The organism is uncultured Gemmiger sp., assembly GCA_944388105.1.
Lineage (GTDB): Bacteria > Bacillota > Clostridia > Oscillospirales > Ruminococcaceae > Gemmiger.
In genome coordinates this window covers 1-14,772 of record CALXHN010000004.1, presented here as the reverse complement: position 1 = coordinate 14,772, position 14,772 = coordinate 1, and the positions used below count along the sequence as shown (strand labels likewise).

General features: G+C 65.8%; 8 protein-coding genes. 5 read left to right on the top strand and 3 right to left on the bottom strand.

Annotated elements, in window-relative coordinates; all coding sequences use genetic code 11:
• Positions 1-594 precede the first annotated feature (594 nt).
• Positions 595-1,656: a hypothetical protein gene (locus tag Q0K17_RS00880; protein WP_294538695.1), complete on the top strand. Its 1,062-nt coding sequence runs from the start codon at positions 595-597 to the stop codon at positions 1,654-1,656.
• Between the two features lie 61 nt (positions 1,657-1,717).
• On the opposite strand, the gene Q0K17_RS00875 is transcribed toward Q0K17_RS00880, so the two are convergent.
• The 3 genes from Q0K17_RS00875 to Q0K17_RS00865 are packed head-to-tail and all read right to left on the bottom strand — an operon-like array spanning position 1,718 to position 4,562.
• Positions 1,718-2,299, bottom strand: a complete 582-nt coding sequence (locus tag Q0K17_RS00875) for an ATP-dependent Clp protease proteolytic subunit (protein WP_294538693.1) — start codon at positions 2,297-2,299, stop codon at positions 1,718-1,720.
• A gap of 36 nt (positions 2,300-2,335) precedes the next feature.
• Positions 2,336-3,829, bottom strand: a complete 1,494-nt coding sequence (locus Q0K17_RS00870; RefSeq protein WP_294538691.1) for a type IV secretory system conjugative DNA transfer family protein — start codon at positions 3,827-3,829, stop codon at positions 2,336-2,338.
• A complete protein-coding gene (locus Q0K17_RS00865) occupies positions 3,816-4,562 on the bottom strand; it encodes a hypothetical protein (protein WP_294538689.1) in 747 nt (248 codons plus the stop codon). The genes Q0K17_RS00870 and Q0K17_RS00865 overlap by 14 nt, the downstream gene beginning before the upstream one ends.
• 177 nt (positions 4,563-4,739) lie before the next feature.
• Here Q0K17_RS00865 and Q0K17_RS00860 point away from each other — a divergent pair, with 177 nt between their 5' ends.
• The 4 genes from Q0K17_RS00860 to Q0K17_RS00845 all read left to right on the top strand — a co-directional run.
• Positions 4,740-8,309 (top strand): CHAT domain-containing protein, encoded by a 3,570-nt coding sequence (locus tag Q0K17_RS00860; protein ID WP_294538687.1) that lies wholly within the window; start codon positions 4,740-4,742, stop codon positions 8,307-8,309.
• 239 nt (positions 8,310-8,548) lie between these two features.
• Positions 8,549-9,805 (top strand): hypothetical protein, encoded by a 1,257-nt coding sequence (locus Q0K17_RS00855; RefSeq protein WP_294538685.1) that lies wholly within the window; start codon positions 8,549-8,551, stop codon positions 9,803-9,805.
• Positions 9,802-10,377 carry a hypothetical protein gene (locus Q0K17_RS00850; protein WP_294538684.1) on the top strand — a complete coding sequence of 192 codons (576 nt, stop codon included), beginning with the start codon at positions 9,802-9,804 and terminating at the stop codon, positions 10,375-10,377. The genes Q0K17_RS00855 and Q0K17_RS00850 overlap by 4 nt, the downstream gene beginning before the upstream one ends.
• Before the next feature lie 70 nt (positions 10,378-10,447).
• Positions 10,448-14,772 (top strand): hypothetical protein (locus tag Q0K17_RS00845; protein ID WP_294538682.1); only part of this gene is annotated, 4,325 nt, incomplete at its 3' end.

Genomic DNA, 14,772 nt, shown 5'->3' with positions numbered 1-14,772 from the left:
GCTTCTGCGGTGCCACCCAAATTGACGGGGAAAAACCCGCCCGCTCTTTCGGCGTGCCAACACACACCGTTCCCTGTAACGGTGGAAATCCGTCGGTACCTACTGGGGTCACCCCGTTGGGCCCGCCCTCGGCAGTCCATTCGGCAGGGCCGTTCACACCGCGATCCCACCGCCCGCGGCTCTCTTGGGAAAACGGCTCCCTGCGTACTTCTCTGCGTCATCGGTTTGCTTCAGCGATTCAGTTCGTTGAATTGCCCGGAGTATACCAGACCCCGCCGGAAATGTCAAGCATCCGGGAAAAATTTTGTGATCGTGTCCAAATCAGACGCGCCGCAATTGTAAAAACCGCCGAAGCCTGACGGCGCCGGCGGCTGCGCGCCCGCCCCAAAAGCCTTCCCCCGCAGGCGGTGCGGGAACGCGGGGAACAGGGCTGTCAGATACCATCACGAGTTCCCGTGCCGGAATGCCAGTCCCCGGCCCGAAAAAAACGGAAAAAAGGGCCTTCCGGCACTGCAACTTTGACCGGCACTGTCGTCATAAGAGAAAAGAAGGGTTTCCCGACAGTCCGGACCGGGGAAGGAAAGGAAGAGGATCATGCGCGAAAATTACCGAACCGTCAGCGCCGCTGTCCTGGTGGGACATGGATTCTGGGCGCTTCTCTGGATGCTCTGTTACCGGGTGCTGCTCTTCCGCAGCATCGACGGGATGGGGGAGATCCAGTGCCTGCGTATCCTGTGGGCGCTGGTGGTGGGCTGCAGTGCCTGGGGCATCTGGTGGCGGCGGGAGCGCCGCACCAGCTTCGGCGGCGTCCAGGGGGACCTGGCCATCGCCTTCGGTCTGTACACCGTCCTTTCCTACCGGCAGATGCACCCGGTGCTCATTTATCTGTTCCTCATCGGGACCGCCCTCCTGATCATGGTGTGTATCTTCCTGATCCAGAGCCAGCCCGTGCGGGCGGACACCTATGCCCGCCACTGCCGGATCCGGGAATTCCGGCACCGGCAATCCCTGTCGGCGGTGCACCGGACCCTGGCGATGGGCCTGGGCGGGATGATGCTTGCCTGCCTTGTGCCCACGCTGTTCAGCGGACCGCTGGCGGCCGGTGCCCCGGAGGACACCCAGGCCGTCCAGCAGCAGGTGGAGGACTGCATGCCGACCCTGGTGCAGCTGGAAGAGGATACCTGGCAGACCCTGACGCTGCAGCAGAAGCTGGATGTGCTGCAGACGGTGATCGACCTGGAACAATCCTCCCTGGGCCTGCCCTATGCCCTGACGGCCCGGGTGGCCCGGGTGGAGGGGGATGTCATTGCCTCCTACAATGACAGGTCCCTGACCATCACCATCAGTGCGGATGACCTGGAGACCCGTTCGGGGGGCTACATGCTGGAAGCGATCTGCCATGAGGCGTACCATGCCTACCAGTACCGGCTGCTGGATCTGTACACCGCTGCCCCGGAACAGTCCCGCAGCCTGCAGGTCTTCCGGTCGGTGGAACAGTATGAGAAGGAGTTCCGGGACTACGAGAGCGGGGAGGAGGACTTCGAGGCCTACTACACCCAGGCCTGTGAAAGCGACGCCCGGGATTACGCCGAAGAGCGGGTACAGTGGTATGTCATGAAGCTCCATATGTACATGACCCAGGAGAGCGCCGCCTGACAGGCGGCAGAAAAAACAGGGACCGGCAATTGCCGGTCCCTGTCTGCTGTCCGGTCCGGAATCAGGCCTGCAGGGGTGCCTGGTACAGATGGTCCACCAGACCGTAGCGGATGGCCTCCTCCGCGGTCATGAAGTGGTCGCGGTCGCAGTCCTGGTGGACCCGGGCCGCCGGCTTGCCGCAGGCCCGGGCCAGAATGGTGTCCAGCAGGTCCCGGCGGCTGCGCAGGTGGGCGGCGGCGATCTCGATGTCGCTGGCCTGTCCCTGCATGCCGCCCAGCACCTGGTGGATCATCAGTTCCCCGTGGGGGGTGCAGTAGCGCTTGCCCGGGGTGCCGGCGGCCACCAGCACCGCCGCCATGCTGGACGCCGTGCCCAGGCAGACGGTGGCAATGTCGCAGCGGGAGCGCTGCATGGCGTCATAGATGGCCAGCCCCGCGCTCACGCTGCCCCCGGGGCTCTGGATGTACAGCAGGATGTCCGCCGTGCTTTCCAGAGAGAGGTATTCGATCTGCAGCACCACGTCGCAGGCCAGGGCCTCGGTGATCTCGCCGCACAGCAGCACCGTGCGGTAACGGCAGGCAAAACAGCTGACCAGATCGCCGGAGCGCAGCCCCTGGCGGTCGGCAATGGGAATCTGGATCATGGAACGGTCTCCTTTCTGGCTGGGGCAGTCCGGCGCTCACAAAAAGATGGAGTCGGGACGGCGCAGCATGTGTTTGATATCCATGGTAGGCACCTTCCGGTCGGACAGGTGGCAGGGGATGGTGTAGGTCTTGGGGGGAAACTGCAGGCAGGCATACCGGCTGATGTCCGGCAGCCGCCCCACGAACTGCACCCCCGGGGCGCTGAAATAGGTCTCGGTGTATTCGGCGGTCTTTTTCAGGGTCTGCAGGTCCTGCACCCGCAGCAGGGGCCGCACGCTGCCGGCGGTGCCCATGACCTGGCCGGACCGCTCGGACAGATATTGCAGCAGGCTCAGCTCGGGGCTGTTCATGAAATACAGGTTGGCGCAGTTTTCCAGGATGACGGGGGCGTCCTTGGGATAGGCCGTCTTGAGCTGTTCCAGCCCCTGGCACCAGATGTACCACCGGATGTTGCGGGAACGGTGGGCGCTGATGTTGCGGCTCATGTTCTGGATGAAATACTGGGTGAATTCGTCACACACAAAGTTGGTGCGGATGGGCAGGCTGCCCCCGCAGCGGTAGGCCAGCCCCACCAGGGTGCTGGACAGCTGGTCCAGCAGGATGCCCACAAAGGGGTCGTAGCTGTCCACCTCGTCGGGCACGATGATGAACACGGCGCATTTGCGCTTTGCCAGCTCCGCAAAATCGAAGGTGGTGCAGCTGGTCATCCGCATCAGCTGGTCATTGACCACAAAGGGCTGCAGCATGCTGTAGGCGGTGGCAATGACCGACATGCGGGTGCGCTCGGGCATGGACAGGATGGAATCCAGGGTGGAGGAGACGATGTCCGGCAGACGGCACCGCTCCCGGATGGTGTGCATGGCGTTGCAGCCTTCGTCGTTGAGCAGCATGGCCAGGGAGAGCATGTGGATGCAGTCGGGGTCATCAATGCAGGCGAACATGCCGCAGCAGAACCCCATCAGGCACAGCACCCCTTCCAGCGTCCAGAACGGGTCGGCGGTGGAGCCGTTGTACACATGGGACAGGTTGTTGAACTGTTCATGCAGCAGGCGCAGGGCTTCCCCCGGCTTGCCCTCCCGGTACATCCGGTAGGGCAGCAGCAGGGGATTGAACCCGTCTCCCCGGAAACCGCGCAGGTCAAAAAATACCGTCTTGTAGTCGTTTTCGTCCAGGACGCCCCGGATGTAGCGGGCCAGGGAGCCGGTGGTCAGCTCCCCTTTCACATCAATGGCCACGATGTTCTCCCCGCCCTTGGCCAGCATGGCGATGGTGGGGCCCACCCCCCGGCGGCTCTTGCCGGCGCCGGTAAAGCCCACCCCCAGGGTCATCTCGTCCCGGGTGTTCAGGCAGACGGTGCTGCCGTCGCTCCACACCGGCATGCCGCCGGCTTTCAGCGGTTTGTGGGAAAGTTCCACCGGCGGGTAGTCCCGCCGGATCTCGTTCATGGTGGCCAGTCGGGCCGAAGGCTCCGGGAACACATACGGCCGCCAGTCGGATTCGTAATCGTAGCGGATATCAAATGGGGGCATGGTTTTCTTCCTCCTTGTTTCCGGGTACGGCGGCCTCTATCGGACCGCCGTTGAGAATGGCCACCAGACTGGTCTCCTCCTTCAGATAGCGCTGCAGGATGCGGCGGGTCACCCGTTCCCCCGCCAGGTCCTGCAGTTCCTGCAGTACCTGTTCCAGCACGGCGCAGCTGTGCAGCGGGGTCAGCCGGCTGCACAGACCGGTCAGCGCGGTGCAGGCTTCCGGGGTGATGGACAGGCGGGCGGCAATGTAGTGTTCCAGCACCGGCAGGTCCCGGAACAGGCAGAGCTGCCACAGCTGGGGGCGCAGGTACAGGGCGGCGGTCTGCACAAGGGGCTGCAGCTGTCCGGTGTCCGCCGCCCCCGCCACAAACAGCAGCTTCCAGTCCCGGCGGTGGTCGTGCAGGTACTTGAAGGCGATGTGCAGGTAGTCCTCCCGGGGGTGGTCCAGCCACTCGCTCAGATCCAGCGCCAGCACCCCCCGGTACTGGGCCTGCAGGCCGGCGGCGTCCATCAGCAGCAGGTACAGCCGGCGCAGCCCCTCAAAGCTTTCATAAGGGGGCGTGTACGCCAGTTTGTAATACACCAGGTTGTCCATATCCTCGGAAACGGTATACCGGCGGATGGCCGGCGTGCCGGCCAGGTCCCGCACAAAGCGTTCGTTCTCGGTCATGCCGGTCACCAGAAAGACCGCGTCCTTCTCTTCCCACAGAGGGGGCATCGAACAGTTCGTCATGGGTTCTCCCTCCTTTGTGTCATATTGGACGAGGCAGGGCAAAAAATTTGAAGTGGCCCGGGCCGCCGGCGCAAAAGAAAAGCAAATTTCGGCAAAACGACCGAAAAACACGCCTTGTTCCTGCCATATTTTTGTAGTATCATGAGAATATATCTCGAAAAGGCGGGGGTGAGGAGGATGGAAGAACGGCATCTGCGGGAAGAGCGGGATGCCCTGCGGGCCGCGGCGGAAAAGCTGCGGGAACGGCTGCGGGAGGAGGCGGTGGACCGGCTGGCCCGCCTGGTGATCGGGCCGGAGGACGCCCATACCGGCGCCGACCGGGCGCAGGAGATCCGGGGCGGCGGTGCCCTGCTGGCACTGTGCCTGCTGCAGGTGCGGGCGGAGCTGCTGCTCTGCGCCCAGCCGGCGTCCGCCTCCCGGGAATCCCTGACCCGCTGCGTGGCGGAGGTCTTCCGCAGCGCGGGGCAGGCGGTGGAGGTCCCCTGGCCGGAACAGGACCACCTTCTGGGGGCGGGGCTGCTGCTGCAAAGCTGTGCCGACACCGACCGGCAGTGGGACATCCTGCTGGACTGCATCCCCGCCCGGGAACTGGAACTCCTGCAGACCTGGGAGGACTCCGATGAGGAGGACGAGCGGGCGCTGATGAACCAGTGGGAACTGCTCCGGGCCATGGCCGGGGGCTGTGCCGCCTACGGACTGCAGCAGGAGGGCTGCCGGGTGATGCAGATGTGTCTGGCGGATGCGTGCCGGACCTTCGGGGAGGAGACCGCCTGGAACCTGTATGTCCAGGTGCTGCTGGACTGCATCGACCAGGGAGGCTCCGCCCTGGCCGCCGCCTGCGGGGATGCGGCCCTGCCCGGGGTGCAGCGCCGGCCGGACACCCTGGGAAAAAGTGATTTCTTCTGGATGTACGGCATCGCCCTGCACAATACGCAACGGTATGAGGAAGCCCAGGAAGCCTTCCGGCAGTGCATGGCGCTGCGGGAAGGGGCGCTGGGCCCCGGGCATCTGCTGACCTGCGTGCCCCGGGCCTACTTCTGGTATGTGCGGCTGGTGATCCGCCGCCGGGACTGGGACGGGGCGGGCGTGCGGTTCCTGGTGGAATTTCTGGAAAAAATGCTGGGCCACGGGTACGGGGATCTGCCTTACGGGCAGCAGCTGCAGCTTCTGGGTCCGGTGGTGTTCGGGGTGCTGGGCCGGCTGCCCCGCATGGGGGTGTGCGACGGTCTGGACGGGCTGCTGGACCGGTACCGCGCCGCCTGCGAGGCCTTTGACGGCGACCCCGGGCAGAGCTACTACCGCCGTCGGTACGCCTACACCCTGGCGGGGGTGCTGGACTGCGCCCGGGGCAGCTACAACCGGGCGCTGGAAGACACCCTGCGCGCCCGGGAAGTCCCCTTCGCCCCGGGCATGGACGGCGTCGCCCATGTGGATGACGCCACCCTGGATTACAACGCCGGATACCTGTACTGTGTGCAGGGGCATGTGGCCGAAGGCCTGGACCGCCTGGACCGGCTGATCCGACAGATGGAAGAAGCGGGGGATCCCCGCAGCGAGGAGATCTACCAGCAGGCGGTGATGGTCTGCTATTCCTGCCGGCAGATCGTGGACGAGCTGGGGGAGGAGAAAGCGGAACAGCTGCGGCAGCGGGTGAAGCGCAGGGCCGCGGCCCTGCGGCAGGACCCGTCGGCCCCGCCGTCGGGAGGAAAGCTGGAACTGGTCCCCTACAGCGCCATGCTGGAAATGCTGTGCAGCAACGGGATGCTGCGGCCGCAGGACCTGCCGGACGCGGTGCTGCTGGTGCGCACCTCCCTGGACCGGCTGCGGGACGACCCCCTCTACCGCCCCGCGTACACGGTGCTGCTGTACCAGCTGATGCTGTTCCTGTGGATGCAGAACGACCCGGAATGTGCCCGTCTGGCCGACCCCTGCGAAGCCCTGCTCCGGGACACCCTGCTGCAGGACCGCATCCGGTCCTCCTGCCATATCGTCATCAACCTGATCCGCAGGCAGTACGGCGGGCCCGGGGCGGCCGTCCCCGGTGCCGTTGCCCAGCTGGAAGAGCTGGACCGGCAATGGAAAAACAACGTCTGTACCCTGGACGATACCGCCCTCACCGTGTCCCTGGTCAATGCCCGGGCGGTGTTCGCCAACGCCTACTGCATCCTGCGCCCCGTGCGCAGCGAAGAGCAGATGTTCGGGCTGGTGCTGCGGGGCAAGGCCCTGGCCGCCCTGGCCGGACGGGAGCGCAACCGCATCCTCATGGGCCTGGGGGACGAGGAGACCCGCCGTGCCCTGGACCGGCTGCGCCGGCTGCAGAACCGGCAGACCGCCCTGTATGCCATGGAGGACCCGGGCGGGCCCTCTCTGGAGGAGACGGAGCGGGAGGTGGCCCGCCTTTCGGCCCGGATCGAAAGCGCCATGCCGGATATCCGGCACTTCACCCCCATCACCCCCCGGGCCCTGGCAGAAAAACTGCCCGAAGGCAGTGCCCTGGTGGAATACTACTGGGCCTTCGAGACCACCCGGCAGAATTTCCTGGGCCAGGAGGACGGCACGGGGGAACAATGGCTGGATGTATACCTGCTGCGGCAGCAGGAAGGGACCGTCCGCCTGTACCGGCGCACCCTGCCCGGGGCGGATATGGACAGCCTGCAGCAGCTGTGCGGGGATTTCCGCGCCTGCTGCCGGGACGCCGGCGGTGCCGACCGGAAAGCCCGGGCCCGGAAGAATGCCCTGCGCAGCACCCTCTACCGCACCCTGATCGCTCCGGTGGAGGACCTGCTGGCGGGGGTCCGTGCCCTGTACATCGCGCCCGAAGAGCTGCTGCGCAACATTCCCTACGGCCTGCTGGGGCCGGACGGGGCCCATACCCTGGACAAGCGGTTCACCGTGACCGAACTGATCTGCGGCCGGGACATCCTCTTTGCCACCGCGGCCGCCCCCCAGGACGGGGCGTTTGTGGTGGGGGACCCGGACTACCGGGCGGGCAGCCGGGACCGCTTTCCCGGGGCGGATACCCTCCGCCATGGCCAGTCCCTGCAGCCGCTGCCCTTCAGCGGGCTGGAAGCCCGCATGGTGGCCCGGTGCACCGGCGGCCGCTGCCTGACCGGGGACCGGGCCACCAAACAGGAACTGCTGCGGCAGGCGGGTCGGTACGGCATCCTGCACATCGCCGCCCACGGGGATTTCGACCAGACCGGGGAGAGCAACGCCCTGTTCAGCGCCCGCATCTATCTGGCCGGAGCCCAGACCTTTCTGGATACCGGGCGGGAGGACGAGCGCTGCGGCAACGGCATCCTGACCGCCGACGAGATCAGCCGTATGGACCTGCACGGCACCGGGCTGGCGGTGCTGTCCGCCTGCTTCACCGGAATGGGGGAGGCAAACACCGCGGGCAGCGTGCAGGGGCTGGTGTCCGCCTTTGCGGCCGCGGGGGTGGGGTATGTGGTGACCTCCCTGTGGGAGGCGGACGACTTTGCCGCCGCCGAACTCATGCGCCGGTTTTACCGGCTGCTGCAGCAGGACCGCCCGGTGCCCGACGCCCTGCGGGAAGCCAAGGCCTCCCTGGCACAGGCCACCGTGGCCCAGCTGAAACAGGCCGGGTGGGACGCCCTGCGCCGGGACCCCGAAACCTCCGCCGCCATGCGGGCGGTGCTGGACCTGCGCCTGGAACGGGCGGACAGCTTCCGCCCCTTTGCCGATGAACATTACTGGGGCGGATTTGTCTGCCACCGCTGCCGCTGAGCCGCCCCGGAAAAAATTTCAAAAAAATCCGTTTTTTCACTTCAACATTTTCTCCGGGAGTCGTTCCCTATGAGTAACGGCGGGGAAATGGCCCCGCCGGCGCGCGGGGCTGTGCGCACAGACAGCCCGGAATTCCGTGAAAAAAGGAGCGTGCAGATCATATGCGCCGATCAGTTTCATCGGCCGCGGAAGAGCGGCCAAAGCCGGCCAATACCCAGGATTTTTATGAAAAAGAGAGCATGGACCTCCCGGCAGAGGAGGACCTGGAGGAAGGGGAAAAGGAAGACCTGAAAAAGGAGCGGGAAAGACGCCCGCCCGAACCGGGCACCCCGGCGGACAGACTGCAGCAGGTGTATCTGGAATACATCCGGCTTCTGCCCCCCGGAAAGGCCTGCACCCCGCGGCAATGGTGGGACACACCGGCCAAGGAAGAGGCGGTGGAAAAACTGTACCGTGCCACCTATGCCTACTGCAGGAAAAAGATCAAGGCAAGGCTTACAAAAGGGGGCCTGTGGCCCAGTGAACTTCCCACCGAAACCGTGACCGTCTTCCAGGACGCCTTTCTCAAGATCATGGCCGACCTGTGCGTCCACAGGAAAAAACAGATCCCGGTCTGTCATTATGCGGGGCTGGCCACCCGGCTGTGCCGCAACCAGGCCTCCGACTATCTCAAGCTGCTTCATCCCGGCAGCAAATACGAGATGGGCCCCCGGCGCCGCAGCGACTACAACGCCCCCGGGGAACCGGCGCCCGGGGAGGAAAAAAAGCGGGGCGACCCGGTCCAGAAGATCCGTCTGGCGGACCCCTACATCCGGGATGAGTCCGGCTTTCAGCTGGACGAGGGCCTTTTTCAGAGCGATGAGGACAACATCCTGAACGAACTGGAACACAGGCTGGAACTGCAATGCCACGACCAGGTCCTGCTGTGTTACGTCCGGGCCCTGCTGAGCTACAGGGGGATGGCGGGCAAGGGGCTGGCCCTGTGTTACGGCCGCATCCTGTACCAGCTGACCGGCCGGTTCGACCCCGAATTCGGCCTGCCCGCCGCCCAGCGCTGGGACCCCCGGGACCGGGGGCGGGCACAGGTCCGCCCGCCGGTGCGGGAAGGCCAGCTGAAATTCCCCCAGCCCTCCGATTCCTGTTCCGCCGTCTGGGCCATGGCCCATATGAAGGACAAGACACTGGGAACCCTGTGCGAGGAAAGCCAGCAGGAATTTTCCTGGTATTTCCGGATGCCGGTGCGCTGGGGGTGGGCGTTCCGGCGGAATCTGAACAAGACCGTGCAGCTGGACGGTGTATCCTGCCGGCTGGCGGAGGTGCCGTACGGCCGGCTGTATACCCTGGAGCAGGTCCGTACCTGGTGCGGGTCGGTCCATCCCCAGATGCTGTCCGGCGCCTACAAGCGGATCATGAAGAACGAGGCGCTGTCGGATTACTGCTGCCTGAATCTGCCTACCTCCGCCAAAAAGTTTCTTGACAAAGGAGACAATCGATGAGCCATATCAACGACAAAACGCTGTATGACCTGACCCGTCGGGCCATGCGCGGGGAGCAAGCGACCCCGCAGGATGAAGAATATCTGGACCATATCCGCAGCTGCGAATATTGCTACCGGCGGTATGCCGTGCTGGCTCAGCTCTTTGATCTGGTGGGCACGGGGGAGCCGTCCCCGGTCCTGGCAGCGGTGGAGCTGCACCTGGACCGGACCGGGGAAGGGCTGCGGGCCGCCTTCCGCCGGGTGGAGGATGCCGCGGCGCGCATCGGCTTTTTCATTCCCGCAGCGCCGGTCCCGGCCGGTGCCCGCGGTGCGGCCGGCCCGGACCCCGTGGTGCGGGTGGACGGCACCGAGACCGAGGAGGATATGATCGCCTACGACACCCGCCGGCATACCCTGACGGTGCAGCTGAGCCTGCAGCAGCACCCGGGCCTGCAGGCCCGGGCGGAGGTGTACACCCGGGACGGGGGCTGCCTGGTGCTGCCCCTGCGGGAGGAGGACGGCGTGCTGTACGGCACGCTGGAAAATTTCCAGGAACCTGAGGCGGAGATCCGCCTGGTGGAATACCACTGATCGCCGGAACGGGCCGCCGGACGGCCTGAAAATCAAAATAGAAAGGACGGAAATCACCATGTCAAAACTCATGGAAAAGAAGTTGGCCAAACTGGAACCCGGCACACGGGTGGAACTGAAATTCAACGATGGCGACAGAGAACGAAGACTTACCGGCATCATCACAGATACCGATCATGAAGAAGGACTGGAACTGACCGCGGACGACGGCGAAGTGATCTGCCTGTCTTATGGGGAAGTGCTGTTCTTCCGGCAGACGGAAGCAGGCGCAGCCCCCGCAGCCCCCGCGGCCCCCGCGGCCGAGACCCCGGCCCCGCCGGCGCCGCCGGCCGTGGAAAAACCGGCGGACAGTCAGCCGGCCCCGGTGCGGGATTTCCGGCCTTTTTATCAGACGTCCCTGGAATGGCCCCAGCTGCGGGACGACGAACTGAAACAGGCCTTTGACGCCCTGCCCAAGTCCACCAAATCCCTGCTGGTGGGGCAGTACAACAGCCTGCTGTTCGGCATGCGCAACAACGACGCCTACAAGACCCGTCGGGCGGCCATGCAGATCCGGGGCATCCTGCAGGAAAACCCCGCCGTGGCCGGTGAGTACCGCACCGCCCTTTTCTGCGGCTGTCTGATACGCCGCACCGGGGAGGACCCGGAGGAGGTCTTTGCCCGGGGGCGGGCCTATCGGGAAGCCGCCTTCAGCGCCCGGAACGCCAACCGGTATGAGGAAGCCGGCGCCTACGCGGCCATGGGCATCTGCGCCGGCGCCCGGGGCGAGGAGCTGAACCAGCTGTTCACCCTGCTGGACGAAGCCTGTGTGGCCGCCGGAGACCTGCAGGTGGTGGTCTGGCTGTCCGAACACGCCGGGGACCTGCCTGCCGGGTATCTGGACGAACTGGCGGCCCATCTGGCGGCGGTGGCCGGGGTGCCGCTGCCCAAGGGCAGCGCCCTGAGCTATGCGGTGCGGCTGCTGGAAAGCCATTATCCCGGTTCCGGCGTGCTGGACTGCCTGCGCCGGCGCAGCGGGGAACTGGCCGACGCCGAAAAGCAGGCCGCCGAACCCGAGACACCCCCCGAGGAAGAGGAGGAACCCCTGATCCCCCAGGAACAGCAGGACCTGCTCTGCGGCACCATCATCCGGCTGAGCTGGGTGGGGGAACGGGGCACCATCGAGTACGACCAGGGCACGGTGACCTTCTCCTATGAGGACATCATCAACATCACCCTGAAAAGCAGGATCCGCACCCAGCAGTGCGCCGACATGGGCGGCAAGTTCATCAGCGTCTGCTTCCGGCTGCGGGGCGGGCAGGCGGTGGCGGTGCAGCCCGGTGCCCCGGACCTGGCCCGGAACGCCCTGGCCGAAAGCAATGACAGGAAACGCTTTGAGCGGACCTGGTACTGGGTGGAGAAGGCCCTGAACACCCGGGCCCGGCCCGAAGCCCTGGACCTGGCGCTGACCACGGCGCTGACCCAGTACAACGCCACCGGTCTGACCGAACCGCTGCAGCGGGCGGCGGAGCTGTGCCGCGTCCACCGGGACGACATGCCCCAGACCTGGCAGGCCTACGCTTCCCTGGCCCAGGTCTGGCGCAATCTGGGGGAGATCGGGCAGGCTCTGTCCACCCTGGAGGATGCGGAAAAGCGGTGCAATGAATCCAAATCCTATCCCACCATCCTGCAGCGGGAAATGAGCATCCTGAAAAAGCAGTACGACACCACCGGCGAACTTCCCTGGCTGGAACGGCTGGCCCACAAGAGCCGCCAGTTCCGGCAGTTCGTGACCAGTCACGGGGAGCTGCGGGGCAACATGAACCTGCAGCGCTCGGTGAACGGGGAGTGCGTGGTCAACCTGCTGCAGCACGCCTGCGCTGAGGACGACCCCGAAAGCGTCCGGGCGCTGCTGCCCCAGCTGCATGAGGACTGCGTGACCCAGGAGGTCTACACCGCCATCATGGTCCAGGTCAAGGCCCTGGAGGAAAAGCATGCCGTCAAGGCCGAGGAGGTCCCGGTGGTGGAGGAACTCCCCGCTGCCCAGGCGGAGGAAACGGACCGTCCGGAGGAGGAACCGGAGCAGACGGCGGAAGAGATGGAGGAGGAAGCGGCGGAAGAGCCGGAGGAGCCGGAACCCGCCCCCTACACCGACCCGGACGGCTGGGCCAAGCTGAACCTGAGCCGCCAGCAGGTCATCGACTATGCCCTGGGTCTCAAGGGGGAATACCGCCTGCCCCGGATGCTGGCCTACCTGAAAGCCGGGGCGGAACTGAACCCCGAAGCCCTGCTGCCGGTCTACCGGGTGGTCAGTCTGGCGGCGGACAACCCCGCCTTTGACTGCGATTACAGCGTGGGCCACCTGCTGGAACTGCTGGCCGGCGGCGACAGCGACTACCCCGTGCTGAACAATTACTGCATGGCGGCGGCCTGCCTGCGGGCGGCGTTCACCAACGGCAGCGTCTACGGCTACAACATCGGCTCCCTGCACGACAGCATCGACGCCTTCAACGAGATCCCCAGCCTGAATGAGATCTATGAGCTGCTGTGCCAGTTCAACAAATGGACCAACTGTGCGGTGGACGGTCTGGCCGACTACCACAACCTGGACATGAACGGCCAGAAGAAGAAGCTGGAACAGACCCTGCACCGGGCCCGCAACCTCTACCAGCAGTTTGTGCTCACCCCCCCGCGGGAGGACGCCAGCTTTGCCCGCAACGTGGAGACCAAAAAGATCGCCTTTGCCCGGGACGGCATGCCCGCCGTGCTGCTCAAGCAGATCATTGAGGACGACACCGAAGCCATGGCCGCCTGCCGGGATGACTTCCGGGACCGGTGGATCACCGCCGGCAAACCCCTGACCGCCGCCTCCATCTCCGCCGAGAGCATCGACGCCTACATCAACGAATGCTGGAACCGGGCCGGGGAGAACATGGACATCAAGCACCGGGCTGCCCGCCTGCAGGGCAACCGGCGCAACAACCTGCGCAGCAGCCTGCAGAACATCCTTGCGGTCATCTGTGACTGGTACGACCTGAGCAGCCAGGGGGTCACCGCCCAGCCGGCGGAAAGCCCCGCCCGGGCGGAATACCGCCGCATCCGGGGCCAGCTCATGGAGCGGCTGCGCACCCTGGGGGCGGACTGCGACCGCCTGCGCCGGGGCGCCGGCGCGGAACAGGACTGCGGCCTCTACCTGCTGGAAACCACCGCCCGGGACCTGTATGACCGGCTGGAGGGCAGCTGGAGCGAGGACGCCCGCCGGTATCTGTATGTGGACTTCCTGCGCAGCGACTGCCTGCTGCTGGACGAGGACTACCTCCCCGACACCCGGGCCACCTTCTGCGCCCTGGGCGGGTACAACGTCCTGGCCCGCATCCGCTGCCACTGCGAGACCGACCACCCCGCCCTGGAAGAGCGGCTGGTGGACATCTATTCCGCCGACCCCAAGAACAACGACTACGGTTCCGCCGAGCTGATCCGCAGCTATCTGGTCATGACCGGGGCCGACCTGCCCGAAGCCCTGCCCGCCGACCCGGCGCCCTATATGGAGCAGACGGCCCTGCGTGCCCAGCAGAACCTGGGCCGCTTCCGGGAAGATTACATCCTGGCCCTCAGCCGGGGGCAGATCATCCAGAGCGACCCCTTCCTCATGAGCATGGAGGAGACCGTCCGCCGCTGGTACCTGACCTGCGGGGAGACCGGCAACTATGGGTTCTGGTTCAAGCTGGTGGAGCAGTGCTATGCCCAGATCCACCAGGTGGCCGCCCAGTACGGGGTCCAGCTCAAGGACCAGCTCACCGCCCTGGTGGCCAACAACCCGGCCTTCTTTGCGGCGTCCCCGGAAGTGGAAGGGGAGATCGGCAAGCTCATCGAGGTCCAGAACTACACGGTGGCCGAAGACTGGATGAACCGGGTGCGCCGGGGCGACTTCGACGTGCGGTTTGAATCCAGCGAGGCCATCGGCTACCTGCAGCAGTTCTGGCAGGAATTTGAGGACAACTTCCGCCTGGTGCGGGACGTGGCCCTGCCCCTGCGCTCCATCCTGCTGCGGGGCAATGCGTCCCAGGACCGCCGGGGCGCCCGTCCCCTCATCGAAAACTGGCCCTCCAACGACAGCAGCGCCACCCCCGAGCGCATCCACCGGCTGCTGACCTGCCTGGGCTGGACCAACATCCAGGTCTCCTCCGTCCGGGTGAACAACGGCAGCACCGAGCTCTACCGCGTGGTGGAGCGGGATCACAGCGAAGGGGCCCGCACCCCCCAGCATCCCATCGCCGACTTCGGCTCCCGGGTGGCCGGCACCGGGTTCTGCGTGGCCTGCCTGTACGGCAACTATGACTGTGACCGGCTGCTGGCCCGCTTCAAGGCGCTGGACAACCTCCGCGGGGCCAAGCTGGTCCTGCTGGATTACCCCCT